We start from the raw sequence: 24576 nt of genomic DNA, 5'->3' as shown, positions 1-24576 counted from the left end.
GCCTCAACCTCTGATACGGAGCCTCGCCATGCCTGTCTGGCACATCCTCGGCTCCAGGATGGTGACGCCCGTCCGGCCCGCCGTGTGACCTCGGTCTCATTCCGGGTTCAGCCGTCAAGATTTTCCGTCCGGAGGGATCTGTACTCGTGCACCGCTCTCCCAATCCCGTTCCGGAAGGATCGATCGTGCACCGAAACGCGTTCCGGTCACTGGGCGCCGCGGCCGTCATCGCCGCGACGGCCGTCGTCAGCGCTCCCGCCAGTGCGGACACCTACATGGTGGGCAGCTGCGGGTCTGGTTACTCCGTCGTGGAAGCGATGCCGCTCAGCAGCGACATCGCCCCCGCCACCGGCTCCGGCGTCATCTTCCTCTACTACAACAGCTCCAACGGCAAGAACTGCGCGATCCTGCGCCGCGACGTCGACTTCATCGCGTCGGGAGGCATGGGCATCACGCTCCGGGTCTCCGACGGCCAGGTCGCCACCGACGCGAGCAGCAGCTACCGCTCCTACGCGGGGCCGGTCTACCTGTACGGGCGGGGCCACTGCGTGAGCGTCGACGCCTGGGTGCGCGGCTTCTGGAAGGACAGCGGCTACCTGTCGCACACCGACACCGGCGGCATCGACTGGAGCCACTGCGGCTGAACGGCCGTCTCCGGCCGACCGGCCGGGACACCGTTGTCGACGACCTCCACCAGCGACAGGGGGATGATTATGCGAGGAAACTGCTGCACCTCGCACTGACTCTGGCGATGCCTGCCGGGCTGCTCGTCCTGTCGGCGACCGCAGCCGGACGCGAGCGGATACGGTCACTGCTTAAGGAGCCCGGCGGGCCCGTCTTGTCGTCACCGGCCGTTCACACAGCACAATCGAAGCTCACTCTTCAAGCGGGCTTCGGGGCCGCGCCGTCGCGTCCTTACTGCGGCGCCAGTGTTCCTCGCACCAAGCCAGATGTATCGCCCCGGCCGGGTAGCCGGCTTCGGCCTGTGCCCGCAGCTTCGCGATCGCCGCCTCATCACCCCGCTCGGCCAGCCGCAGGGTCAACTGCTCCTCCTCGATGAACGCCCAATCCTCGGGGTCATCGTCCTCGAGCTCTCGCCGCTCGTCGGCATCCAGGGTGGCCAGGTAGTCCTGGCGAAGACCTTCCGGGTTCTGCCACACAACATCCGAAAACAGCCATGTTTGCACCGCGGCTTGCAGATCACCGTCCTCGGCCTTCATCTCAGCCAACCGCTTCGTCGTGGCCCAGAGGTGGCAGTCGCCATAGGCTCGCGCCCACACCCGCAGCGCGCCTTCGAGATCGCCGCTCTTGGCAAGCAACTCCCCCAACCGCCCTGCCGCGTTCTGGTCGCCGGCGTCGGCCCGAGCCTGCAACTCCGCGATCTCATCCGAGTCGGGCACAAAGCTGCTGGATCGACGTTCCATGACTGGATCACCTCATCCGCGAACCCTGAAGCGCCCGCAAGGGCCACCACCTCACTGAAGGTACGTCCGCGCGCCGTTCAGTACCAGCGATCGCCGGCCGGTAGCGCCCGCGGAGGAAAGACTTCGGGGCGCTGCCCCGAGCCCCGCGCCTCGCCGGCGAGGCAGCCTCCGGGATGAGGGGAGGGCCCCGCCCGGAACGATCTCGCCTGATGATGGTGCCGGTGGTCGCCGGTCCATCATGTCGAGAAGAACCCCGCGCCATGGCGTTCCGACGTCGGCGGGAGCCGGCCGCCCAGACGGAGGGCCGCGCCGCCACCGTTCGGAGCGTTTACCGCGCCTCTTACTGAGACCACCCGAATAACAGAATAAATCGATCCACATATCTTTTTAGGCTGACCAGAATGGAGTATATGGCGTCCCGTCGGACATTTGGTAGCAAGAAGCTAACTTGAGCAATAAGCGACATTGACGTGGATTCGGCATATCGTTCCCGGGTGCCGTCTCAACCGTCTACGGGTCGGGTCGCCCGCGCCCGCATAGTGCCGCCCGCCCAACCAACCCTTTTCGATACACCCGAAGATCGGCTTCTCCATGCTCTGAGGTCGGGTACTCGCGTCCTGTGGTATGGACGCGCGTGGCGGCTTGGCGGTATTGAAACCCCCGAAGGCTACATACGCGGACGTCTCGGATGCGATGCCGAGATGGGTGCCGACCATTGGGACGAGAGGAAACTGGATTTCGTTCCGGCGATCCTGCCTGCGGGCGTCGCTTCACCTTTCGTGATCAAGCTGTCGACCTTCACCCTGGCCTTCCAGGTCAGGTTGCCGACCATACGGGTTACTTCGTTTACAGGAGCCCTTCGCTCGCTTCTGCGGGAGCAAACGGGGGAAGCGTGGGATATATCGTCACCCACAAGTCATAAATCTTTCGACGAGTGGCGCGGCACGGTTGCCAGAATCATTCGCCTGAACGTCCGCCTTCCATCTTCGGACAAGACTGAGATACCTGCCTTCGACGGCCTCTTAAAGGAGTCGCATGTAGAGTCCGCGAGTATGGTGTTGAGATCGGAGCAGGGACTCGAAACCGGCGCGGACGCCATCCGGCAACTGCTGGATCATATCGACCATGGCCACTTTCACGCGTCGGCAACCGGAGTGCGGGAAAACGGTGAGATCGCGGTCGAGACCGTATGGGACAGCGAACTTGAAGGAGAAAGCCTGATCACCGCCGTCGCCGTCGATTCGGGAACGGGCGAGGCGGCCTTCAGCGAGCTTTTCGCAGAAGCAGAGTTCGGCGGATCGGAGCATCTTTCCCGCTGAAGAACCGTCGCAGGTGGCAACGCCTGTTCATCCTCGGCGACGGCGTCAAGCCGTTCGCCACGGCGAGGACCGTACGCTGGAGCCCGTCCGCGTGCGCCTCTTCACCTCGGGGGACGTCCTGCTCCGCTAGCGGGCGGCGAGGTGACGGAAGCGAAGAAGGCCCGGATGTCGTTCACGAGCAGCTCCGGCGCCTGGCGGGCGGCGTAGTGGCCGCCGCGGTCATAGGTGTTCCAGGACACGATGTTGGCGTGGTCGCGCTCCGCGACGGCCCGTATCGCATCGATGTCGTCCGGGAACCGCGCGAGGCCGAGCGGCACGGTCGTGGGGCCTTCGGGAGCGCTCTGCCGCTCCTGCTCGGCGTAGATGCGCGGGGCCGAGCCCGCGGTGCCGGTGAGCCAGTGGATCGAGACGTGCGTGAGCAGCGCGTCGGGGTCGAGGCTGTGCATGACCTGGCTGTTCCACGCGAGCAGGCCGACGGGAGAGTCGCTGATCGCGTAGGCGAGCGTCTGCGGCTGCTGGGCGTGGAGGTGATAGTACGAGGACCTGTTCCGCTGGATCGATCGCAGCGTCGTCAGGGCCTGGCGATCGGCCGGGGTCAAGGTGGACGGATCAAGGGTGTCGGCGGTCGGCGGGAAGGCCATCGACTCGCCGTCCGGGAAGGAGAAGAGCTGCGTGACGTGCACGCCGACGACCGCCTCCGGCGCGAGCCGTCCGAGCTCGGGCGAGATGCGGGAGCCCCAGTCGTTCCCGGCCGCGCCGTACCGGCGATAGCCCAGACGGCTCATCAGGACCGCCCACGCCCGGGCGATCCGCCGCGGCCCCCAGCCCGTGTCCGGCGTCGGCCCCGACCAGCCGAACCCCGGCAACGACGGGACCACCACATCGAACGCGATCGCGGGGTCGAGACCGTGCCGCCGCGGGTCGCTCAACGGCCCCAGCACGTCCAGGAACTCGGCGACCGAGCCGGGCCAGCCATGGCTGAGCACCAGCGGCAACGGGTCGGCCTCGGGGGAACGCACATGAAGGAAGTGCACCCTGGTGCCGTCGATGGCGGTCGTGAACTGGGGATGCTCGTTGAGCCTGGCCTCCCACACGCGCCAGTCGTACTCATCCTGCCAATACCGGACGAGCTCCCGGATCCTGGCGAGGGGAACGCCGTAACCGTCGCCGCCGTCCGCCGGCTCAGGCGGCCAGCGCACCTGGCTGAGCCGCCGCCGCAGATCGTCCAGGTCGCCCTCGGGGACCTCGATCCGGAACGGCCGCAATTCCTCATCGATAGCCTGCTTCTCCACGGGGCATTCCTCTTCTCTCGACAAACGCTCCCCCTTTTACCCGCACATGCATCGAAAGGCCACCGTCATGAGAATCAAGGAGCTCGATCTGACCTTGGCCGACGGCCGCACGCTGCATGTGTACGACACAGGCACAGATACGGACGCGGACGATGCCGGCGACCGGCTGCCGGTCCTCTGGCACCACGGCACGCCGAATCTCGGCACGCCACCCGAGCCGCTCTTCGAGGCCTCCGAGCGCCTCGGCATCCGCTGGGTGTCGTACGACCGCCCCGGATACGGCGGCTCCACCCGGGAGCCCGGCCGGACCGTGTCGTCCGCGGCCCTGTACGCCCGGCACGTCGCCGAGGCGCTGGGCCTCAGCGGCTTCGCGGTCATGGGCCACTCGGGCGGCGCCTCGCACGCCCTCGCCTGCGCCGCCCTGCTGCCAGAGCGCGTGCGGGCCGTGGTGGCCGCGGCGCCCATGGCGCCGTACGACGCCGACGGGCTCGACTGGTTCGCCGGCATGTCCCGCTCCGGCCAGGCCTCCCTGCGTGCCGCCGCCGAGGGACGAGCGGCGAAGGAGCGTCATGAGGCGCGGGCGGAGTACGACCCGGAGATGTTCGCCCCAGCCGATCACGCCGCGCTCGACGGCACGTGGTCCTGGTTCGGCAAGGTCGTCGGCCCGGCCCTGGAGCAGGGACCGGACGGGCTGATCGATGACGACCTCGCGTACGTCTCCCCGTGGGGGTGCGACCCCGCCCAGATCACGGCGCCGGTCCTGCTCCTGCACGGCGGCCAGGACCGGATAGCGCCCAGCTCGTACGGGGAGTGGCTGGCCCGCCGCTGCCCGGACGCCGAACTCCGGCTGTCACCCGGCGACGGGCACATCTCGATTCTCGACTCGGCGGCGGAGAGCCTGGAGTGGCTCCGCGCGACCGCGAAATAGCGGCCACCGCAGCCTGAGGCTCACCTATCAGTTATGCGATGAGGGAGCGATTATGCCCCGCTGTCGTGGATGGGAATGCATGCGGTGACCCGCCAGCCGCCGGTGGCCGGCCCCGCGGTGGCTGTGCCACCGAGTTCCTCCGCGCGTTCGGCGATTGAGCGGAGCCCGACTCCGGGGCGCCATGTGGCCGGCTCGCTTCCGTCGTCGCTCACGTCGACGTGCAGGTTGTCGTCGATGCGCAGCGTTATGCGGCAGTTGCGGGCGCTGGAGTGGCGCAGCACGTTCGTCAGTGCCTCCTTCGCGATCCGGTAGGCCGCGAGTTCGACCGCCGGAGACAGGGCGGGCATGGGATGGGGCGCCTTGATTTCGACGGCGACCTCTCGTTCGGCCTGCCTAGGAATCGCCGCCACGTGTTCCCGCAAGGCGCCGTCGAGCCCGAGTTGATCAAGCTCCATGGGGCGCAGGCCGTGGACGATGTGCCGTACGTCGTCGATGACCGCTCGCAGGTCGGTGCGCAGCTCGCCGATCAGCTGACCGACGGCCTCGACGTCGGATCGCAGAAGGCGAGACGCCGCGTCGGCCCGGAACGCCAGGCCGGTCAGTGAAGGGCCGAGGCCGTCGTGCAGCTCGCGCTGCAGGCGTACCCGCTCGGCTCCCGCGGCTTCTACGGTGGCGGCGCGGGCTTGGCGCACCTGTTCGGTGAGCTGGAGGGCGTGCAGGGCGACCGCGAGGGGTGTGCCGATCAGGTTGAGCGTGTCGCGATCGGCGGAGTGCAGGCTGCTTTCGCCGCGGCGTAGCTCGACGCGGATCGTGCCGACGTGGTCGCCGCGGTAGCGCAGCTCCATATCGGTGGTGCCGCCGTCTTGCGGGGTGCCCGCTTGGGAGAGGACCGCGTCGTCCGAGGCGTACAGCGCCAGCCAGGGGATGCGCAGGGCGATGCGGGTGCGGTCGAGTACTTCCGCGAGGTCGCTGTCGTGATTGAAGGTCTGCCCGACCTGTTGTGCCGTGCGGGCGGGGTTGGACCGGCCGCCGTAGAAGGCCCGGTCGGTGAGGCGCTGCATCAGCAGGCGTACGGGCGTGAAGCCGATCGCAACCGCGATCGCCGCGCCGGCTTGCACACCCCTTTCGGCGGTGGGAGGCACAAGCGTGGAGAAGGCCGCGACGAGGCCGGCGTACGCGGCGACGATCACTGTGATCGTCAGGCCGTACAGCAGTGTCCGGGAGAGCACCAGCCGGATGTCGAACAGCTGGTGGCGCACGATCGCGACCCCTACGGCCAGGGGGATCAGTACGAACGACAGCAGCAGCAGGATCGGCCCGTCGCCGGTGATCCAGCGTTGTGTGTTGAGCAGGAGCATGGCGATCAGCGCGAGGATGAGCCACAGCAGTTGGCGCTTCGTGCGCTCGTCGCCGCTCCGATACCGGACTACAAGAGCCGCGATCCAGGCGAGGTTCAGTGGGATGAACAACAGGCTGGATATCGTGTCGGCGAGGTTGGGCTGTACGAGGCCTATGTCGAGGATCGAGGTGACGCCGGGGTGGCCGAAGAACGTACCGGTGGAAAGGACGCTGCTGACAGTCACATACAGTCCGGCGGCGATCGTCAGCCATAGGACCGGAAGCCAGCGTCGTGACGGCAGCCGCTCGTCGGGAAACAGCAACAGCGCGATGTTGGCGAGGAAGCCGATCCCCAGCTGCCAGCCCGCGAAGTAGAAGGTGACCAGCGTGCGCTCCATCGGCAGGGGCCACCCGTGTTCGAGCCCGTACGTCAGCAGCATCCCGCTGGCAGCGGTGACCAGATGCCCCAACCCGCTGATCATGAAAAGTGTGCCGACCCGGTGGCCGGGCCTGTACCACCCGATGATCGAGCCGGGCAGGGTGAACCCGATGCCGAACACGATGTTGGTGATCGCGTACGTGTCTATCCAGTCCCGCCAGGAGACACCGGCGAGGTCGGCGAAGACGATGGCGGTCGCGGCCAGAACGGCGCCGGCGATTCCGGCGGCGGCGACACGGACGTGTGAATCAACCACGGCGACCGAGCCCGGCGTCTTTGGCGATCACGATCGCCTCACCGCGGGTGGAGACGCCCAGCTTGAGCAAGATCGCCGAGACGTGGTTCGCGATTGTCTTGTGCGACAGGTGTAACCGCTGGGCTATCGCCCCGTTGGTCGCTCCTGTGGCCACCTCGTCCAGCACCTCGCGCTCGCGGGGGGACAACTGCGGGAGAGGTGGTCTCGGCGCCGACAGCCGGTCGATCAGCCGGCCCGCCACCGCCTGCGAGAAGATCACATCGCCCGCGGCCACCGCGCGGATCGCACGCTCGATCTCGTCGGACTCGGCGGTCTTCAGCAGGTAACCGCGGGCGCCGGAGCGCAGCGCCTCGGTCACCATCGCATCCTCGTTGAACATGGTCAGGACCAGGACCGCCGTACCCGGGTATTCGCGTATCACCTTTCGGGTCGCCTCGATGCCATCCATTCCGGGCATGCGCAGGTCCATCACGACCACATCCGGGCTGTGCAGCGCGACCTCCCGCAAGGTCGCCTCGCCGTCCCCGGCGTGTGCCACCACCTCGATGCCCGGAATCGTGCCAAGCAGAAGCGCGAGCCCGCGCCGTAGCGCCGGATGATCGTCGGCGAGGAGCACCCGTATTGCAGCGGGCTCGCCGCGACTCGTGTCCATGCGCAAAGTATGACCATGGCCGGCGCGGCCGCAGGAGTGCACAATCCCGGTCGCCATGGGTACGCGTTCCCGATCGAGCCGGGAATCAGTCCTCTCCTCGCATGCCAGCCGAGGAACGCCGCCTCATCCGCTCGCACCGCCCACCGTCGCAGACTGACGTCACACGCCGCTGGGGCGCGATGTGGGCTCGCAACAAGGTCGTGGCCACATCCGCACCCCCGGACCCGACACCCACGTACACGAACCGGCCGGCCTCACCGCGGCCATGGCAGACAGGGATCATCATGCGACACTCCCCCCGCGCCCGCTTCTTCGGTGCCATCGGCATCGTGGGCGGCGTGCTCTTCCTCGCCGGCTGGGCTGTCGTGTTGGGCGACCCAGCCGTGCGGACGACCTCCTGGTACATCGGCAACGCGCTCGGCGCCATCGCCTGTGTCGCCGTCGCCGTACTGACCGCCGGGCTCGCCGCGTTGAAGGAGGCCGGACCGGGCCTCCCGGCACGGATCATCCAGGCTCTGTGGCCCGTCAGCTGGCTGCTGCTGAGCATCGGCGGGGTCATCATGCTCACGACCGGCCAGGTCACCGCTCTCCTGCCGGTCGGCGGCATCTTGTCGGTGCTCGTGGCGCTCGTCGCGGGGATCCTCATCGCCCGGAGAGCCGACCTGTCGCGCGGCCGGCGATGGGCGCCCCTCGTCTACGGCGTCGGAGGCTTTCTGCTGACCTTCGCCCAGAGCGACCGGCACGACCCGCTGACCAACGTCGTCGACCTGGTGACCTACCTCCTGCTCCTCGCCGTCGGGATCGCGCTCTTCGCCGGGGCGAAGGAACACCAGGCAGTCATGGACCGTACAACGGGGGCAGCGCGACCGGCGGGCTGATTCCGTCTACTTGTCGGGGCGGCCGAAGGCGCGGCCGCCTCCGGCGAAGCGCCGATCACGGTTCCCGGGTCACACCGCTTGATTGCTGGACGGGCCCTTGTGAGGCCGGCACCACGATCTCTTCGGCGTCCTTGTCACGGGTCACCCAGAGGTAGACCAGCGCGCCGATGAACAGCACGATCGAGGTCCACTGGTTGATTCGCAGCCCCAGGAGCGTCACCGCGTGGTTCACTCCGCCCACCGGGTCGATCCGCAGCCCCTCGATCCAGAACCGCCCGAACGTGTAGCCGGCTACGTAGAGGGCGAACAGGCGGCCGTGGCGCAGCGTGAACCGCCTGCCGGCCAGGATCAGCGCGAAACCGAGCGCCGCGTCCCACAGCGACTCGTACAGGAACGTCGGGTGGTAGAGCACGCCTGTCACGCCGCCGTGCGCCTGGTCGATCTCCAGGCCCCACGGCAACGTCGTCGCGCTGCCGTACAGCTCCTGGTTGAACCAGTTGCCCCAGCGGGCGATCGCCTGCCCGAACGCGATGCCGGGCGCGACCGTGTCGGCCACGGCGCCCAGGGACAGCCCCCGGCGGCGGCAGGCCAGCCACATGCCCACGCCTCCCAGGGCGACCGCGCCCCAGATGCTGAGCCCGCCTTCCCAGATGAACAGCGCCTGATAGGGCTCCTTGATCGCACGCGGGCCGAAGTAGATCTGCCAGTCGGTGACGACGTGGTAGAGGCGAGCGCCGATCAGGCCGGAGACCACCGCGGGGACCGCGACGTCGCTGATCGCGCCCTTCTCGCCGCCGCGGGCGCGCCAGCGGCGCTCACTGAGCCAGATGCCGAAGAGGATCGCGATGACGAAGCACAGTGCGTAGGCCCGGATCGGGAGGAATCCGAGATACCAGACCCCTTCGGAAGGGCTGGGGATCGAGGCGAGGGGCATGCTGGTGAGGCTAGTCAACGTCGGGCCACTCGGCCGCCCGCGTGACCTGATCGCAAACCTTGCCGAAGACAGCCGCGTCGGCGTCGGCCGGCTCGCGCCTAACCCGCGTTGGCGCGGCGGGCCGTGCTGAACCGGCGCTGGTAGGCGGCGGGGCTGATCGACAGCTTCCTGGCGAAGACCCGCCGCATGCTTTCGTAACTGGGGAACCCGGCGAGGGTCGCGGCCTGCGTCGCGGTGTGTCCTTGGTCGAGCAGTGCCCTGGCCAGGTCGAACCGGATGTTCTCCACGTAGCGGGCGGGTGGCATGGACAGCTCGTCGCGGAAAAGCCGGGTGAGGTGCCGGGTGCTCACGTTGAGGTGTTTCGCGAGTTCACCGAGCGAGTGGTCCTCGCGGGGGTTCGCCGTCACCAAGTCGGTGATCTTCCGGAGAGCCGCCGAGCGGGGCGGCGGTCCTTGGAGCGGTGCGGAGAACTGGGACTGGCCGCCCGCACGCTGCATGTACACCACCAAAGCGCGGGCGACGTCGCGCGCCAGGCCGGGCCCGTGGTCCTCTTCGACGAGAGCGAGCGCCAGATCGATGCCGGCCGTCACCCCCGCCGACGTGTACGTGGTTCCATCGCGAACGTAGATCGCGTCGGGCTCGACGCGGCACGTCGGGCACCGGGCGGCGAGCTCGTGCGCGGCCCTCCAATGCGTGGTCGCGCGCTTGCCGTCGAGGAGGCCGGCGGCGGCGAGGACGAACGCCCCGGTGCAGATCGACACGACCCGGCCGGCCACAGCCGCCGGTATCCGTGCGGCGTCCGCCAGGTCGCCGGGGACGCGGGCGCGCGGATACAGGTCGGACCCGGCCACCAGCAACGTGCCGAAAGCCGGCTCCGCGGAGACGGCGCCGTCGACCCCGATCCGGACTCCGAGGCTCGACGTGACGGCCGCACCGCTCGGCGACAGCAGCACGATCCGGTAGCCGGCACCGAACCGGTTCGCCTCCTTGAACACCTCCGCGGGACCGGCGACGTCCAGCAACGTCACTCCGTCGTAGACGAGGATCGCGACGTGATGAGGGGCGGCGTTCACCGCTCCGGCCCTCCGAGGCCGGATCCGCGCGGAGACCGGCCGGACCCCGGCGGCCCTGACCGCCGCCGGGCCGGCGACGCGGAAGGCATGGACACCGTTCATTGGTAGCACACCATCACCGCAGATCACGGGCCGGTGGAGCACGCAACTCTGTCCGGATATAGGTGATTCCTGGCCAGACGAAGGCGGCGCCGTACGCCGATCAGCAGGGAACATGAAACTCGGACACACGGTCCACAGTCCGACATACCTCCCGGAAGGTCAGAGCGCCATGCCAGAGATCATCGCGGGGCTGGAGATTCCTGAGACGGCGGCGGTCGCCGAGGCGACCGGCCTCATCCAGGAGACGACCAGCCCTCTCATCTACCACCACTCCCGGCGGGTCTTCTTCTTCGGCCTGATTCACGCTCACAAGCTCGGCGTCAAACCGGACCCGGAGCTGCTCTACCTGGCGGCCATGTTCCACGACACCGGCCTCCTCACCCCCTTCTCCGACGTCGAGCAGCGCTTCGAAGTCGACGGCGCCGACCACGCGCGCAAGTTCCTCCTGGACCGGGGTTTCTCGACGGCCGCCGCCGAGACCGTCTGGACGGCGATCGCGCTGCACACCACGCCGGGCATCCCCGACCGGATGGCCCCGGAGATCGCGACCACGTACCTCGGCGTCCTGACCGACGTGCTCGGCTTCGGCCTGGACGGCCTTGAGCATGATCAGCTGGACGAAATCCTCGCCGTCCACCCCCGAGGGGACTTCAAGAACGAGTTTCTGCGGGCCTACGTCGACGGGCTCAAGCACCGTCCCGAGACCACGAACGGCACCGTGAACTCCGACGTGCTCGAGCACTTCATCCCCGGCTTCCAGCGCATGACGACGGTGGAGCGCATCGTCGGCTCGGCCTGGCCGAGCTGACCGGGCCTCACACGGGGCCACCGCAAGCCCCGCAGGCTCTCCGGCACACCGGCCGCGATCCCTCGACAGCCGGAAGAGCGGCCCCCGAGAGTGCGCGGATCGCCACCGGCGCACTGATCAGCGAGATGACATACGGAGCACCATGAAGGAAACACCGCAGACAGCGCCAGGACACGAGGACGCGGCCCTTGAGCGGGAACGCGACTTCGGCAGGCTGTTTCAGATGATCACCGGCCACGGGGTGGCGCAGATCGTCCGGACGGCGGCGGCCCTGTCGATCATCGACCATGTCGCCGCCGGGGCACGCACGGCCGACGAAGTCGCCGAAAGGGCATCCACCCATCCGGCCACGACCTACCGCCTGATGCGGGCCTGCGCCTCGATCGGGCTGCTCGCTCACGAAGGGGACGGCAGGTTCGCCACCACCCCCATGGGAGAACTGCTGCGCGAAGGCGTCCCCGGTTCGATGCGCGACACCACCCTCCACCTGGCGGGCTACTCGACCTGGGTGAGCTGGGCGCACCTTCCCGACGCCGTGCGCGAGGGCAGAACGCAGGTGTACAAGGCGCTGGGCATGGACCAGTTCACCTACTTCTCGCAGCATCCGGAGGAGGGCGACGCCTTCGCCTCCAGCGGGTCGAGCATGTCCGAGATCGTGGCCGCCGAGGCGGCGAGCATGCTCGACATCTCGGGCGTCTCGTCGGCCGTCGACGTGGGCGGCGCCAACGGCCGGCTCGTGCTCGGGCTGATGCGGGCCAATCCCGCGCTGCACGGCATCGTCCTGGACATGCCGCACGTGACCGCCGCGGCTGCCCGTACGGCCAGGGAGCTGGGCCTTTCCGACCGCTTCAGCGCGGTGGAGGGCGACTTCTTCGAAGAGGTGCCCGCAGCGGACCTGTACCTGCTGAAGTGGATCCTGCATGACTGGGACGACGAAGCGTGCGTCCGCCTTCTTCGCAACTGCCGTGCCGCCGCCCGGCCCGGAGCGCGTGCCGTCGTCTTCGAGCTCGTGCTCGGCGAGGTCGGTACGCCGGACTTCGGCGCTGTGGCGGACATGAACATGCTGTCCGTCACCGACGGAGGCCGGGAACGACACCTGCACGAGTACGACGCCCTGTTCACGGCGGGGGGATGGCGCCGGGTCTCCGCTCGACCCACCCGCTCACCGCTGTGGATCATGGAACTCGAGAGCGCCTGACGCCGTCCCGCGCTGGCGCGCCCCCTCTCGCGCGCAGAACCGCTACGGGCGAGGGCCGGGGGTTTCAGAGCACCGGCGCTTCGCGGCCGGCGGGTCGACTGGTACAGCAGGCTGTAATCCGGATTCGGCGGCGGCCTGTATATCGCGCCATGTCCGCGCTGCGAAAACATTTCGAGCATGTCCCCAGACAAGAGCAGACCCGTTCGGACGCTTCTCCGCCGACATCCCCTGGCCGGATTCTTTCTCCTCGCTTACGGCCTCAGTTGGCTGGCCTGGCTGCCGTACGTGCTTTCCGAGGACGGCCTGGCGGTGATTGACTTCCGCTACCCGTCGGTGCTCGGCACGCCGCAATTCCTGGGCGTCATGCCGGGGGCGTATTTCGGCCCCATTTTCTCGGCGTACCTGCTGACCCGGCTTCTCCAGGGGCGGCCGGGAGTCCGGCGGTGGCTGCGCGGGTTCCTCGCGTTGAGGGTCGGCGCGCGTTGGTACCTGTTCGCCCTCGCCGGGGTGCCCGCGATCATGGTGACGGCGACGTTCGCGCTTCCAGAGGCGGCCGGCGCGCTGAGCTTGCCTGCCGCACCCGCTCTTGTGACGTTCCTGCCGATGCTTGTCGTTCAGCTCATCACCACGGGACTGGCGGAGGAGCCGGGGTGGCGGGAATACGCTCTCCCCCGCATACAGGAACGGTACGGCCCCATGGTCGGCGCGCTCCTTCTCGGGCTGCTCTGGGCGGGGTGGCACCTTCCGCTGTTCCTCACCGGCTGGGGGATGGGCACATCCACGCTCGAAACGGTGGTGGAGTTCTTTCTCTTCACCCTGGTGCTCAACATCGTGGTCACCTGGCTGTTCAACAGAACGCGGGAAAGCCTTCCGGTGGTCATGCTGTTCCACGCCAACATCAACAATTTCGGCTCCGTGCTCTGGCCGGCGTTCTTTCCCACGATCCCTGTGCTGGGCAGCAGGTACCTGGTTGGATTAATCGGCTTCGGCGCTCTCGCCCTGGTGATCGTTGTCGCGACACGAGGCAGACTGGGCTATCGAAAGATGGAGACATGGGCGAACGCTGGGCAGAGGTACGGCGCGGCATCCGATATCTGTTGATCGGCCTGCCGGCGGCGGTGGCGACGATGCTCGTCCTGCCGGTTCTGGCCGTCGTGCTCCTGGCGGCGGTGTGCGGGCTCGGATCGCCGGTGTTCTTCCGGATCCCGGCAGGACTGCGATGGTGGGCCGGATGGCACCGGCGCCGCGCCGCCGCGTTCCTGGGCCTTTCCCTTCCCGCACGCCCGGCCGTCCCGCTCCCGCCCCAAGGAGTCCGTACGCGATGGCGGCTGTCGCTGGACGACGCGGAGACCGGGCGGGACCTGCGCTGGGTGCTGTGGCAGCTGGCGATCGGCGTCCCCGTGGGGCTCGCCGCGCTGGCCTGCGTGGGCGGGGCGGTGTTCCCCCTGGTGGCGGCGCCGTTGTGGTGGGTGCTCCCGGCCGAGGAGCCGCAACGGTTCCTCGGCGTTCCGGCGATCGGGTGGGACAGCGCGCTGGCCATGGGCGCGGCGCAGGCCGTCGTCGCCGGGGCGGTGTCGTGGTGGGCCGTGCCGTGGCTGGCACGCCGGCATGCGCGCGGCTGCCTGGCGGCGCTGGCGCCGTCGGCCGAGGAACGGCTGACCGATCGGATCGGCGAGCTGGCCGAGAGCAGGGCCGGGGTGCTGGACGCTCATGCCGCGGAGTTGCGCCGCATCGAACGTGACCTGCACGACGGCACGCAGGCCAGGCTCGTGGCCATCGCGATGCGGCTGGGCCTGGCCAGGGAGTCGCTCCCCAGCGAGGCGGGCGCGCTGGCCAGGTTGCTCAAGGAGGCCCATGAGGGTGCGGAGGAGGCCATGACCGAGCTACGCGACGTCGTCCGCACGATGTATCCGCCGGTCCTCGCCGACCGGGGGCTGGCGGGCGCGGTGTCGGCGCTGGCCGCACGGGCAGGAATACCCGTCGAGGTGGAGCTCGGCGAGCTCGGCAGGCTGCCCGCGGCCGTCGAGACCTGCACCTACTTCATCGTGGCCGAAGCGCTCACCAACGCCGCCAAGCACAGCGGCGCCAGCCGAGTGCTGGTCAGGATGACCCGGCGCGGCGACCGGTTGCTGATCGAGGTGACCGACGACGGGAGAGGAGGGGCGGACGAGAGTTTGGGCACCGGCCTGGTCGGCGTCCGCCACCGGGCGACCGCCCTCGATGGGACCGTACTGGTGTCCAGCCCGCCCAGCGGGCCCACCGTCATCACCGCGGAGCTGCCGTGCGCGTCGTGATCGCCGAGGACAACGTCCTGCTCGCGTCGGGCCTGGAACTTCTTCTGGGCAGCAGGGACATCGAAGTCACCGCCCTCGTCACCGACGTGCCCGGACTGCTGGACGCCGTGGAACGGCACCGGCCGACCGTCGTGATAGCCGACGTGCGGCTGCCCCCGTCGTTCCGCGACGAGGGCATCAGAGCGGCGCTGGAGCTCCGGCGAAGACATCCCGGCCTGCCCGTGCTGGTGCTGTCGCAATACGTGGAGAAGGTATATGCCCGCGAACTGCTCTCTGACGGCGTCGGCGGCGTCGGCTACTTGCTCAAGGACCGGGTGAGCCGGGTGGGCGAGTTCATCGACGACCTGCGCCGGATCGCCGGGGGTGGCACCGTCATCGATCCCGAGGTTGTCGCCCAGATCATGGGAGCGGGCAACCAGAACGTCGTGGGCTCACTGAGCAATCGAGAACGCCAAGTGCTGGCGCTGATGGCGAGCGGGCTTGGCAACACCGAGATCGGCGGACGCCTGTTCATCACAGACAACGCCGTGCACAAGCACATCGGCAACATCTTCAGCAAGCTCGGACTGCCGACGACTCATACCGGCCATCGTCGCGTGCTGGCCGTGCTCACCTACCTTGACGAGGGCCGGGCCTGAAAACGGCCCTGCCGAGATGGCGCTGGACACGCGGGTGCAACGGTGATGCGGGCAAGCGCACCGATCTCCAGTGCCGTCCACAGCGCGCCGTCCGGGCCGAGCGTTATGCCGTGCGGCTCGGAGCCGGGGGTGGGCAGGTCGTACACCTCGATCACGCCCCCAGGGGCGACAGAGCCGACGCGGTTGCCGCCCCACTCGGTGAACCACAGATCGCCGTTCCCGTCGGTGGTGATCGCGTGCGGCCGGGCGGCACGGTCGGGAAGGGGGAATTCGGTGACCCGGCCGTCCCTACCGATCCGCCCGACCTGACCGGCGGCGATCTCGACGAACCATACGGCGCCGTCCGGGCCCGCGGTGATCCCGACCGGCGCGGCACCTTCGGTCGGCAGTGGGTGGATGGTCACCGTCCCCTCCATGCCGATCCGCCCGATCGCGTTGGCCTGGTTCAAGGTGAACCACATCGCGCCGTCGTCTCCGGCGCAGATCGCGGAGGGGAACGCGCCGGTGACCGGGAGCGGGAATTCGGTGATCCGACCATCGGTGGTGATGCGGCCGACACGGTCGGCGGCGGTCTCGGTGAACCACAACGCGCCGTCGGAAGCCGCGGCGATGCCGAATGGCCCGCAGCCGGTGGGAAGCGCGAACTCGTCGATGGCGCCGTCGGTGGTGATGCGCCCGATCTGGTGTGCTCCGTATTCGGTGAACCACAGCGCGCCGTCCGGCCCAGTGACGATGACCGTCGGCCGGCGGCCAGGGCCAAGCTCGTAGCCGGTCGGCTCACGGCCGGGGACCAGGCGGCCGATCCGGTCACTGTGCACCATGGTGAACCACAGTGCGCGATCCGGACCGGTGGTGATCGCGTACGGCCCGGCGTCGCCGTCGGCCACGCGGTACTCCTCGATGGATACGTGTGTCACAGGGGCTTGTCCAGTCCATGCTCGGGGGCGACACGGGCCGGTGCGCCGACCAGCGTTTCGAGGAAGACCACCCGGTTGTGGACCGGCAGCGGGTGAACGGCCATCGGGTCAGGGATCAACAGCGAGATCCTTCCAGGTAAGAAGTGCGCCTCAGACGAGGAGGCCGGTCAGGACGCGGGTGCCGGTGGAGGATGTGACAGCTCCGCGGCGAAGAAGGCCGGATGGTTCAGATCAGCACCAATCGCAACTGTTGTAGCTTTAATGTAAAGCTTTTGGACACTTAACGCAACCGGAGTCTTCTTTGGAGAGCCTCAAGCGCCCCGGCGGGCGCAGCGCCCGGGTCCGTGACGCGGTACGGCAGGCGACATTGGCCGAGCTGGCCGGGCGCGGGTACGGAGGGATGACCGTCGAAGGCGTCGCGGCTCGCTCAGGCGTGCACAAGACCACCGTCTACCGGCGATGGCGCAGCGTCGAGGGGCTGATCACCGATGCCCTGGAACTGGCTCGCGAGGAGCCTTGGCCCATTCCTGACACCGGTTCCGTCCGGGAGGACCTTCGAGGGGTCGTGGCTCTCGTTCACACCGGGTTCGCCGACCCTTCCGGCGGCCCGGTCGCTTCGGCCTTCATCACCGCCGCCATGCAGAGCGCGGACGCCGCCGTGGCTCTACGAGAGTTCCTGGCCGCACGGCACCGGCAGGCGGCCGTAGTGGTGCGGCGCGCTGTGGAACGACGCGAGCTGCCTTCCGGCATCGACGCCTTGGAGGTGATCCGGGTAGCGGTCGCCCCGGTTTACTACCGGTTGTTCGTCACGCACGAGCCGGTGAGCGCGCAGGATGTGGAGCGCGCCGCCGATGCCGCGCTGGCGGCCGCGCGCGCGGGGGTGCTGCGAGGCGACGACGGGGAAACCGTCGTCGACCAGGCGGCCTCTACGCGATCGACCCCACTTGGGTAGCCGTACAGCGCAGACCGGGACGTGCCGTGCTTTTTTCCGCCCGTTGCCGCCGGCGGCTGAGGACATCGCCTGGCCGCCCAGCCGCGGCCCCGCCCCGGGCTATTCCGCCAGCGCGCCGAAGACGTAGGTCCCGGGGGCGTCCGGATCGTCGCCTGCCCAGAACTCTGTCCAGTGGGTGCGGAACTCGTCGCGGGTGAGGTGACCGTCACCGTCCAGGTCGAGGCGAGGGAAGACCTCGTCGATCGCCGCAGGCGTCCCGTTCCACGTCTCGATGAGCGCGCCGTACTCCGAACGGGAGATGAGGCCGTCCCCGTTGAGGTCGATGGCCTCGAACATCGCGTCGGCGGTACCGGAGACCGCGTCCACCGCCTCGCCGAGGCCTTCCACGACGAGGAGCACCTCGTCGAGGGTGACGGCGTTGTCGCCGTCAGGGCCGGAGACGGCCCGGAGCACCGGCCACCAGCCGGTCATGATGGAGGTCAGCCGCTCCGGATCGACGGATCCGGCGACGGCCGTCCAGCGGTGGGCGAGCGCCTGGAAGTCGGCCTCGGTCAGCCGGCCGTCTCCGTCCACATCCATCGCGCGGAAAACTCCGATGACCTTTCTACGCTGGAACTCACTGGCCACATCCGCTCCCCGCGACTTCGGAAGGCTTCATGTTTTCGGAGGTCACCGTGGGTGACCATACCTCACTTGGTGACTAATCCGTTACTTACCGTAGGGAAGGCGTCGTACGGAACTGAGACGAGCCGGGTTCAGGGCGGCCGCTCGCAGCCGGTTCGCGCACGCAAGCGTCCGCCCTGGCACCACCGCTGGGAACGACCTCCCGAACGGCTGGAGACACACCGGCCGCGATTTTGGCCCGCACGGGTCCTGACCTCTCTGTAGTCGTCAAGGATCCTTGACGGCAAGGCATGCCGTCAAGGATCCTTGACGACATGAGCCACTTAGATGACACGGCTTCCCCGCCGGCGCTCGACGAGCTGATCGCCGCGTTACGGACGCAGTTGACGACACTGGCGGTGGCCGACCCGGCCGCCGCCCTGCGGGCCGCCGCCCAGATCGAGAGCCTGGGGCGGCGAAGCGCCGAACAGGCCGCCGTGACCGCCTACCGGCGCGGAGCGTCGTGGTCGGACATCGGGGTCGCGTTCGGCATCAGCAAGCAGGCAGCTCATCAGCGCTTCGCCCGGCACGTCAGGGCAGCACAGCGATGACGCGCTCGCCACAAGGTCCGCGGGGAGCGAGCCTTCTCGCGGGCACCAGCCTTGCGGGATGCACGGCCTTCATCCTCGCCGTCGCGGCATTGCACGTCGTCCAGTCGAGGCTCGACCCGGTGGCCGTCACGATCAGCGAGTACGTCCTGGGCCCGGCAGGCTGGCTGTTCACGCTCGCCTGTATCAGCCTCGCCATCGCCTCGCTCGCCCAAGTGGCACTGCTCGCGGCTATGCGGCCCGTGCCCTCGCGCGCCGGCCTGCTCCTGCTCGCCATCTGGGCGGCCGGCATGTTCCTGGTAGCCGCCTTCCCCACCGATCCGATCGACCGGCAGGCACGCGTCGTCCACCTGTCCGCTCAGGGCTTGGTCCACGCGGTCGCCGGCCAGGTCGCCTTCCTGTGTTTCGGTGCCGCGGTGCTGCTCATCACCCGCGGCCTGCGCCGCCACACCCCGACCGGCCCCACGATCCGTGCGGTACGGATATGCGCCGTCCTGTCCCTGGCCGGGCTGGCATTCGCGCTCGGTGTCACCGCACTCGGCCTGTTCGGTCTGTTCGGCCTGGCCGAACGCCTGATGCTGCCCGCGTACATCGGATGGCTGGCTTGCACCACCGTGTACGCCCACTCGGTAGCGGCCGCCGACACCGAGCGACCGGCCGGAAACGCCGACGCGCCGTCCCGGTGACCCGCCACCCGCCACCGTGCACCATGGCGGCGCGGGCGGCAGCTCACCCCTCCGCCTCAGTCCCCCGGAAAGGGCTTCCAGTCATGCATGATTGCGGCGTCTCGGGAGAAGGAGCAGGCGGGGACCGCGCCGGTGGGTGCAGGCGGAACCGCGCCGGCGGGCCAGGGGCGGGCGTTCAAAGCCTCGAGGGCCTGGCGGGCCATGGCGAGCTTCTCGTAGACGAACAGGACCGGGTGGCCGGCGGCCATCGTGACCGCGATGCGCAGGGCGGCCTGCGGTCCTTCGGCGGTGGCGAGGCCGATGCCGGGCCGGGCCCGGCGCATCGCCGCGGCGATCAGTCCGGTTATCTCACCGGGCCGGCGGCCGCGTTTGTCGGCGTCCTCGTAGACGACGACCCGGCCGAACCACGCGGCGACGGCCTCGGCCGAGCGGGCCACCAGGTCGTCGCGGCGGTCGCCGGGCAGCGTGATCGCGGCGACGGGCTCGCCGCCCCAGACATCGCTGATCATGCGGCCGGTCGCGTCGAGCGCGGCGGCGTTGTGGCCGTAGTCCAGGATCACCGGGCCGCCGCCGGCCAGGTAGACGTTGCCGCGCCCCGGGTTCGACTCGCCCGGCGTGAACGTGCCCAGCGCGCGCCGGATGTCCTTGGCGCTGACCCCGAGCCCGCGGCAGGCCGCCACCGCGGCCAGCGCGTTCGCGATCACGTGCGGGGCGAGCCCGCCGAACGCGCCGGGCAGCTCGGCCACGCCGAGCAGCGCCCGCTCCCGGCCCGCGTCGAACTCGACCAGCTCGCCGTTGCGAAGCTCGTAGGCCAGGCCGCCCGCCCGCCGGTGCCGTTCGACGACCGGGTTGCCGTTCACCAGGCTGAAATACCTGATCACGGACGCGCGCCTGCGCACCCGCGGCCGGTCGGCGAGCGCGGCCACCACCGGGTCGTCGGCGTTCAGCACCACGGTCCCGCCCTCGCGAACCTCCTCGGCGACCAGCGCTTTCACCTCGACCAGCTCGTCGAGATCTTCCACGCCGTCCGCGCCCAGGTGGTCGGCGGTGATGTTGGTGATCACGGCCACGTCGGCCTGGTCGTAGCCGAGCCCACCGCGGATGATCCCGCCGCGCGCCGTCTCCAGGACCGCGGCCTCGATGCTGGTGTCGTCGAGCACCATGTCCGCCGATCGCGGGCCCGAGGCGTCGGCGTCGTAGACCAGCCGGCCGCCGGAGTAGACCCCGTCGGTGGTGGACATCCCCACCCGCATGCCGGCCTTGCTCAGGATGTGGCCGATCATGCGGACCGTCGTGGTCTTCCCGTTGGTCCCGGTGACCGCGACGACCGGGACCCGAGACGGGGCGCCGGGCGGGTACAGGCTGTCGATCACCGCGCCGGCCACGTCGCGCGGCGCGCCCTCCGCCGGGGACAGGTGCATCCGCAGCCCCGGGCACGCGTTGACCTCGATCACGGCCCCGGGCCCGGCCCCGCCGTGACCGGCCCCGCCGCACCGCATCGGTGCCGCGATGTCGGCCAGCCGCACGTCGATGCCGCAGACGTCCAGGCCGACCACGGCCGCGGCCCGGCGGCACATGTCGGCCACGTCCTCGTGCACCAGGTCGGTCACATCGCGGCTGGTTCCGCCGGTGGACAGGTTCGCGTTCCGGCGCAGGGTCACGAGCCGGCCGCGGGCGGGGACCGACGCCGGGCCAAGGCCCTGGGCCTCCAGGTGCGCGAGCGCGCGCTCGTCCAGTTTGATTCTGGTCAGCTCCCTGGAGTGGTCCTCGCCCCGGCGCGGGTCGGCATTCACCATGTCGACGAGTCGGGCGATGTCGGAGGCCCCATCGCCGGTCACCGAGGCCGGCCGCAGCTCGGCCGCGGCGACCACCTGGCCGTCGACCACCAGCACCCGGTAGTCGGTGCCGGGCACGAACTTCTCCACGATCGCGCCCTCGCCGTCGGCCGCCGCCTGGGCGTAGGCCCCTGCCGCGGCCGCGGCGGTGGTCACGCCGACGGTCACGTTGGCGCCGTGGTTGCCGCGGAGCGGCTTGATCACGACCGGCCCGCCGAGCCGTCCCAGCGCCCCGGCGGCGTCGGCCGCGCTCCAGGCCACCACCCCGTCGGGCACCGGGATGCCCGCGCCGGCCAGCAGCTGCTTGGCCAGCATCTTGTCGGCCGCGATGTCCACACCGATCACCGACGTCTGCTCGGTCAGCGCGGCGCACACCAGCCGGCGATGGCGTCCGTAGCCGAGCCGCAGCATGCTCAGGTGGCCGACCCGGCGGACCGGTATCCCCCGGCGGCGGGCCGCGCCCGCGAGCGCGGCCGTGCTCACGCCGAGGCGCTCCCGCTCCACGACCCGAGCGATCCCGGCCAGTTCGAGCGACAGGTCGGGCATGCGTTCAAGAAGAATGTGCCTGACCGTGGTGATGGCCAGTTCCAGCAGCTCGGACGGCACCGATGACTGCGCGGGCTCGTCCTGCGGGCACTCGGTCATCACGTCGTAGCGGCCGTCGGCGCCGGCCCACATCGTCCGGCCCAGGTGCACGTCGCGGCCCACAAGGCTGGACAGCTCCAGGGCCACGTGCTCGGTGACGTGGCCGAAGTAGGTGCCCCGGGCCATCGCCTCCAGGAACCCGCCAGGACGCCCGGCCCCGCAGTGGTGCTCGGCCAGCCCGGGCAGGGTCGCGGTCAGCCGGCCGGCGAAGCCCGGGTACTCGGTGGTCTTCCGGCCGGTCAGCTCCTCGAGCTCGAGCCGCGCGACGGTGACCGGCCGGGTGCTGAACGAGTTGGGTCCGCTCAGGTGACGCAGGTCGTCGAGACGCACGTGACACTCCCTAAGGGTTGGGCGGATGGGCGGGCCGACGGGGTCAGTACCGGTCGTGCGCGGGCCCGATGGTGGCCTCGCGGGTCGCGATGTCGAAGACGCACCCGGCGGGCAGCAGGTGCAGCCGGACGCCGAACAGGGTGATCGGGTCTTCGTCCCCGGCGGCGTGGATGACCGTGGCGTTCCGCCCGTCAGCCACCGTGGCCACGCCGGTGCCGAGCACCTCGAAGCGGGTGCCGTCGACCAGGATCCCGGTGTTCTCGCCGATGCCGACACCCAGGTACTCCAGGTCGAGCGCCATGGCGCTGAGCAGCCGGGGGAGCCGGCCGCGCTCGCTGAAGTGCATGTCGATGAGGAGCGCCTTCGGGAGCAGGCCGAGCCCGGGGCCGGTGCGGACCGTGGCGGCGGACACGCCGGGGCCCTCGCCGCCGAGGATCATCGTGCGGCCCATGGCGGTGGCGCCGGCGCTCGTCCCGGCGATGACCGCGCCGCCTGCGTGCAGCCGGTCGCGCAGGATCTCGTTGGCCCGCGAGCCGACCAGGGCGCGCAGCCGCGACTGGTCGCCGCCGGAGAAGAACACGCCCGTGGCGTCGTCGAGGAGCTTGGCCGCGTTGTCGCCGTCGGCGTCGGAGCGCCCGCGCAGCCGCAGTTCCCTGGTGTGGTCCACGCCGAGCTCGCGGAACACCCGCTCGTAGTCGGCGTGCACCTCCTCGGGCACCCCGGTGGCCGTGGTGACAAGCACGATCCGGGCCGCCTCCCCGCCAGACAGCTCCACGAACCGCTCGAGTAGGCCGGAACCGCGGCACTCGGCGCCCCCGATGATGAGCAGGCGGCCCGGATCGCCGGGCTTATCCCCTTCGTCCGCGTCCATGCTCCCTCCTCGACCAGAGGTTACCCTCAGTTGCCGATAATCAACCGATAGCGACCAGTTCGGCCCTTACGGTCCCATACGCGCCTGACGGATCGGCCCATTCGCGCCCGGCCGATGAATTTCGCCGGCGCGGCGCCTCTGTACCTGTAGACGACCGGAGAACGGCGAGGCCGCTCTCCGGTGTGACTTCAGGCGGATGAGGAGTGTCGTCCAGATGAGCGAGACGGTCGTGGTGCGTTACGAGACCCGCGCCGACGCGGCGGCGGAGAACCAGCGGCTGGTGGAGCGCGTGTTCCGCGAGCTGAACGAGACGGCCCCCGAGGGGCTGCGCTACGGGGTGTTCCGCCTGGCCGACGGCGTCGGATTCGTGCACGTCGCCCTGATCGAGGGGGACGACAACCCGCTCCGGCGGTCGTCGGCGTTCGCCGAGTTCCAGCACGACGCGGCCGGTCGCATGACCGTCCCGCCGGTGAGTGCCGGCGCCACGCTGGTCGGCTCCTACCGCCTCTTCCGGTGATGACCCATTCAGGGCAGAAGGAGAAGACGATGCCTCTCCCACGTACGGCCTCACGCGACGAGTGGCTGGCGGCGCGGCTGAAGCTGCTTGAGCAGGAGAAGGACGCCATGCGGGCGCAGGACGCGGTCACCGCGCGGCGTCAGGAGCTGCCGATGGTCAGGATGGACAAGGACTACGTCTTCGAAGGTCCGGCCGGCACGGCCGGCCTCGCCGACCTGTTCGAGGGCCGCCGTCAGCTCCTCGTGTACCACTTCATGTGGAACGAGGACTGGGAGGACGGCTGCCCGAGCTGCTCGTTCGCGGTCGACAACGTGGGCCGCCTGGAGCACCTGCACGCCAGCGACACGACGTTCGCGCTCGTCTCCCGAGCGCCCCTGGCCAAGATCGAGAGGTGGCGGGCGCGGATGGGGTGGACGATCCCGTGGTACTCCTCCGCAGGGAGCGACTTCAACTACGACTTCCACGTCACCAACGACGAGGCCGCCGCGCCGGTCGAGTACAACTACAAGGACAAGTCGACCCTGGAACGGGAGGGCCTGGGGTACGCGGTCCACGGTGACGCCCAGGGCATCAGCGTCTTCGTCCGCGACGAGGACGCCGTCTTCCACACCTACTCGACGTACGGCCGGGGCGCGGAGGTGCTGCTGAGCACCTACCACTACCTCGACCTGACCCCCCTGGGCCGGCGGCGCTACGTCAGCGAGTTCCCCTACCACGACACCTACGACGGCGGGGCGGACCATTCCCACCACGCCCACCATCACTGAGCACGCCGACGGCATGCCGGGTGACGCCTCGCCAGGGGGCGTCACCCGTCCGTCTCGAACACGGGAGTTCCGGAATGATCGAGTCTCTGACACTCAGGTGGATGCTCATCCTCGTGCTCGCGGGCACGGCGGCATGGTTCCTGATCCGCGGAGTGCGACCCGGCTCAGGTGTGGCGGCGCCGGGCGCCGCGGAAAGGATCTCCCATGTGGCCCACGCTGTCATGGCCGCGGCGATGGCCACCATGTTCTGGCCGATGGGATGAGTGAAGGGA

26 protein-coding genes are annotated in these 24576 nt (G+C 69.6%); 15 read left to right on the top strand and 11 right to left on the bottom strand.

All coding sequences use genetic code 11. The features are described from left to right. The first annotated feature begins 185 nt into the window (after window positions 1–185). Window positions 186–644, top strand: coding sequence for a spore-associated protein A (locus AB0B72_RS08410; protein ID WP_367737912.1), 459 nt, complete (start codon window positions 186–188; stop codon window positions 642–644). Window positions 645–875: 231 nt separating this feature from the next. On the opposite strand, the gene AB0B72_RS08405 is transcribed toward AB0B72_RS08410, so the two are convergent. Beyond that, window positions 876–1424, bottom strand: a complete 549-nt coding sequence (locus AB0B72_RS08405) for a hypothetical protein (protein ID WP_367737910.1) — start codon at window positions 1422–1424, stop codon at window positions 876–878. Between the two features lie 701 nt (window positions 1425–2125). Between AB0B72_RS08405 and AB0B72_RS08400 the strand changes: the two genes are divergently transcribed. Next, window positions 2126–2743, top strand: a complete 618-nt coding sequence (locus tag AB0B72_RS08400) for a hypothetical protein (protein WP_367737908.1) — start codon at window positions 2126–2128, stop codon at window positions 2741–2743. A gap of 101 nt (window positions 2744–2844) precedes the next feature. On the opposite strand, the gene AB0B72_RS08395 is transcribed toward AB0B72_RS08400, so the two are convergent. Next, window positions 2845–4035, bottom strand: a complete 1191-nt coding sequence (locus AB0B72_RS08395) for an epoxide hydrolase family protein (protein ID WP_367737906.1) — start codon at window positions 4033–4035, stop codon at window positions 2845–2847. 67 nt (window positions 4036–4102) lie between these two features. Between AB0B72_RS08395 and AB0B72_RS08390 the strand changes: the two genes are divergently transcribed. Further along, on the top strand, window positions 4103–4963 hold the full coding sequence (locus AB0B72_RS08390; RefSeq protein ID WP_367737904.1) for an alpha/beta fold hydrolase: 861 nt from the start codon (window positions 4103–4105) through the stop codon (window positions 4961–4963). 50 nt (window positions 4964–5013) lie between these two features. Here the strand turns inward: AB0B72_RS08390 and AB0B72_RS08385 are convergent, their stop codons facing one another. Next, window positions 5014–6996, bottom strand: a complete 1983-nt coding sequence (locus AB0B72_RS08385; protein WP_367737902.1) for a sensor histidine kinase — start codon at window positions 6994–6996, stop codon at window positions 5014–5016. Continuing rightward, a complete protein-coding gene (locus tag AB0B72_RS08380; protein WP_367737900.1) occupies window positions 6989–7612 on the bottom strand; it encodes a response regulator in 624 nt (207 codons plus the stop codon). Before AB0B72_RS08380 ends, AB0B72_RS08385 begins: the two co-directional genes overlap by 8 nt. A 320-nt stretch (window positions 7613–7932) precedes the next feature. On the opposite strand from AB0B72_RS08380, the gene AB0B72_RS08375 reads away from it, so the two are divergent. Beyond that, window positions 7933–8526: a hypothetical protein gene (locus tag AB0B72_RS08375; RefSeq protein WP_367737898.1), complete on the top strand. Its 594-nt coding sequence runs from the start codon at window positions 7933–7935 to the stop codon at window positions 8524–8526. Window positions 8527–8581: 55 nt separating this feature from the next. Here the strand turns inward: AB0B72_RS08375 and lgt are convergent, their stop codons facing one another. Both lgt and AB0B72_RS08365 read right to left on the bottom strand, forming a co-directional pair. Beyond that, on the bottom strand, window positions 8582–9460 hold the full coding sequence (lgt, locus tag AB0B72_RS08370; protein WP_367737896.1) for a prolipoprotein diacylglyceryl transferase: 879 nt from the start codon (window positions 9458–9460) through the stop codon (window positions 8582–8584). A 98-nt stretch (window positions 9461–9558) separates the two neighbouring features. Continuing rightward, window positions 9559–10635 (bottom strand): GlxA family transcriptional regulator, encoded by a 1077-nt coding sequence (locus AB0B72_RS08365; protein WP_367737895.1) that lies wholly within the window; start codon window positions 10633–10635, stop codon window positions 9559–9561. 169 nt (window positions 10636–10804) lie between these two features. Between AB0B72_RS08365 and AB0B72_RS08360 the strand changes: the two genes are divergently transcribed. From AB0B72_RS08360 to AB0B72_RS08340, 5 genes are all read left to right on the top strand, one after another. Beyond that, entirely contained in the window at window positions 10805–11443 is a 639-nt protein-coding gene (locus AB0B72_RS08360; protein WP_367737893.1) for an HD domain-containing protein, read from the top strand. A gap of 142 nt (window positions 11444–11585) precedes the next feature. After that, the gene (locus AB0B72_RS08355; protein ID WP_367737891.1) at window positions 11586–12641 is read left to right on the top strand and encodes a methyltransferase; all 1056 of its coding nucleotides are present in this window, start codon (window positions 11586–11588) and stop codon (window positions 12639–12641) included. 177 nt (window positions 12642–12818) lie between these two features. Beyond that, window positions 12819–13742 (top strand): CPBP family glutamic-type intramembrane protease, encoded by a 924-nt coding sequence (locus AB0B72_RS08350; protein WP_367737889.1) that lies wholly within the window; start codon window positions 12819–12821, stop codon window positions 13740–13742. Beyond that, window positions 13694–14935, top strand: a complete 1242-nt coding sequence (locus AB0B72_RS08345) for a sensor domain-containing protein (RefSeq protein WP_367737888.1) — start codon at window positions 13694–13696, stop codon at window positions 14933–14935. The genes AB0B72_RS08350 and AB0B72_RS08345 overlap by 49 nt, the downstream gene beginning before the upstream one ends. Then, window positions 14923–15573, top strand: coding sequence for a response regulator (locus tag AB0B72_RS08340; protein WP_367737886.1), 651 nt, complete (start codon window positions 14923–14925; stop codon window positions 15571–15573). Before AB0B72_RS08345 ends, AB0B72_RS08340 begins: the two co-directional genes overlap by 13 nt. Here the strand turns inward: AB0B72_RS08340 and AB0B72_RS08335 are convergent. Continuing rightward, entirely contained in the window at window positions 15549–16490 is a 942-nt protein-coding gene (locus tag AB0B72_RS08335) for a virginiamycin B lyase (protein WP_367737884.1), read from the bottom strand. The genes AB0B72_RS08340 and AB0B72_RS08335 overlap by 25 nt on opposite strands. Further along, entirely contained in the window at window positions 16487–16609 is a 123-nt protein-coding gene (locus AB0B72_RS08330) for a hypothetical protein (protein ID WP_367737881.1), read from the bottom strand. Before AB0B72_RS08330 ends, AB0B72_RS08335 begins: the two co-directional genes overlap by 4 nt. Before the next feature lie 182 nt (window positions 16610–16791). Here AB0B72_RS08330 and AB0B72_RS08325 point away from each other — a divergent pair, with 182 nt between their 5' ends. Then, window positions 16792–17442: a TetR/AcrR family transcriptional regulator gene (locus tag AB0B72_RS08325; RefSeq protein WP_367737879.1), complete on the top strand. Its 651-nt coding sequence runs from the start codon at window positions 16792–16794 to the stop codon at window positions 17440–17442. Between the two features lie 99 nt (window positions 17443–17541). On the opposite strand, the gene AB0B72_RS08320 is transcribed toward AB0B72_RS08325, so the two are convergent. Beyond that, on the bottom strand, window positions 17542–18069 hold the full coding sequence (locus AB0B72_RS08320; protein ID WP_367737877.1) for an EF-hand domain-containing protein: 528 nt from the start codon (window positions 18067–18069) through the stop codon (window positions 17542–17544). Between the two features lie 311 nt (window positions 18070–18380). Between AB0B72_RS08320 and AB0B72_RS08315 the strand changes: the two genes are divergently transcribed. Both AB0B72_RS08315 and AB0B72_RS08310 read left to right on the top strand, forming a co-directional pair. Continuing rightward, window positions 18381–18656, top strand: a complete 276-nt coding sequence (locus AB0B72_RS08315) for a hypothetical protein (protein ID WP_367737875.1) — start codon at window positions 18381–18383, stop codon at window positions 18654–18656. After that, window positions 18653–19339, top strand: a complete 687-nt coding sequence (locus AB0B72_RS08310) for a DUF998 domain-containing protein (RefSeq protein ID WP_367737872.1) — start codon at window positions 18653–18655, stop codon at window positions 19337–19339. The genes AB0B72_RS08315 and AB0B72_RS08310 overlap by 4 nt, the downstream gene beginning before the upstream one ends. Window positions 19340–19395: 56 nt before the next feature. Here the strand turns inward: AB0B72_RS08310 and cphA are convergent, their stop codons facing one another. Together cphA and AB0B72_RS08300 are read right to left on the bottom strand one after the other, a co-directional pair. After that, the gene (gene cphA / locus AB0B72_RS08305; protein ID WP_367737871.1) at window positions 19396–22149 is read right to left on the bottom strand and encodes a cyanophycin synthetase; all 2754 of its coding nucleotides are present in this window, start codon (window positions 22147–22149) and stop codon (window positions 19396–19398) included. A gap of 43 nt (window positions 22150–22192) precedes the next feature. Next, entirely contained in the window at window positions 22193–23020 is an 828-nt protein-coding gene (locus tag AB0B72_RS08300; RefSeq protein WP_367737870.1) for a cyanophycinase, read from the bottom strand. A 214-nt stretch (window positions 23021–23234) separates the two neighbouring features. On the opposite strand from AB0B72_RS08300, the gene AB0B72_RS08295 reads away from it, so the two are divergent. From AB0B72_RS08295 to AB0B72_RS08285, 3 genes are all read left to right on the top strand, one after another. Further along, window positions 23235–23537 carry a hypothetical protein gene (locus AB0B72_RS08295; RefSeq protein WP_367737868.1) on the top strand — a complete coding sequence of 101 codons (303 nt, stop codon included), beginning with the start codon at window positions 23235–23237 and terminating at the stop codon, window positions 23535–23537. A 29-nt stretch (window positions 23538–23566) separates the two neighbouring features. Beyond that, window positions 23567–24304, top strand: a complete 738-nt coding sequence (locus AB0B72_RS08290) for a DUF899 domain-containing protein (protein WP_367737867.1) — start codon at window positions 23567–23569, stop codon at window positions 24302–24304. Between the two features lie 74 nt (window positions 24305–24378). Continuing rightward, entirely contained in the window at window positions 24379–24567 is a 189-nt protein-coding gene (locus AB0B72_RS08285; protein ID WP_367737862.1) for a hypothetical protein, read from the top strand. The last annotated feature ends 9 nt before the right edge of the window (window positions 24568–24576 follow it).

It is taken from the genome of Microbispora sp. NPDC049125 (assembly GCF_040802045.1).
Classification (GTDB): domain Bacteria; phylum Actinomycetota; class Actinomycetes; order Streptosporangiales; family Streptosporangiaceae; genus Microbispora.
Note: the sequence above shows the minus strand (reverse complement) of the source record. Positions and strands in the feature narration are given on the sequence as shown.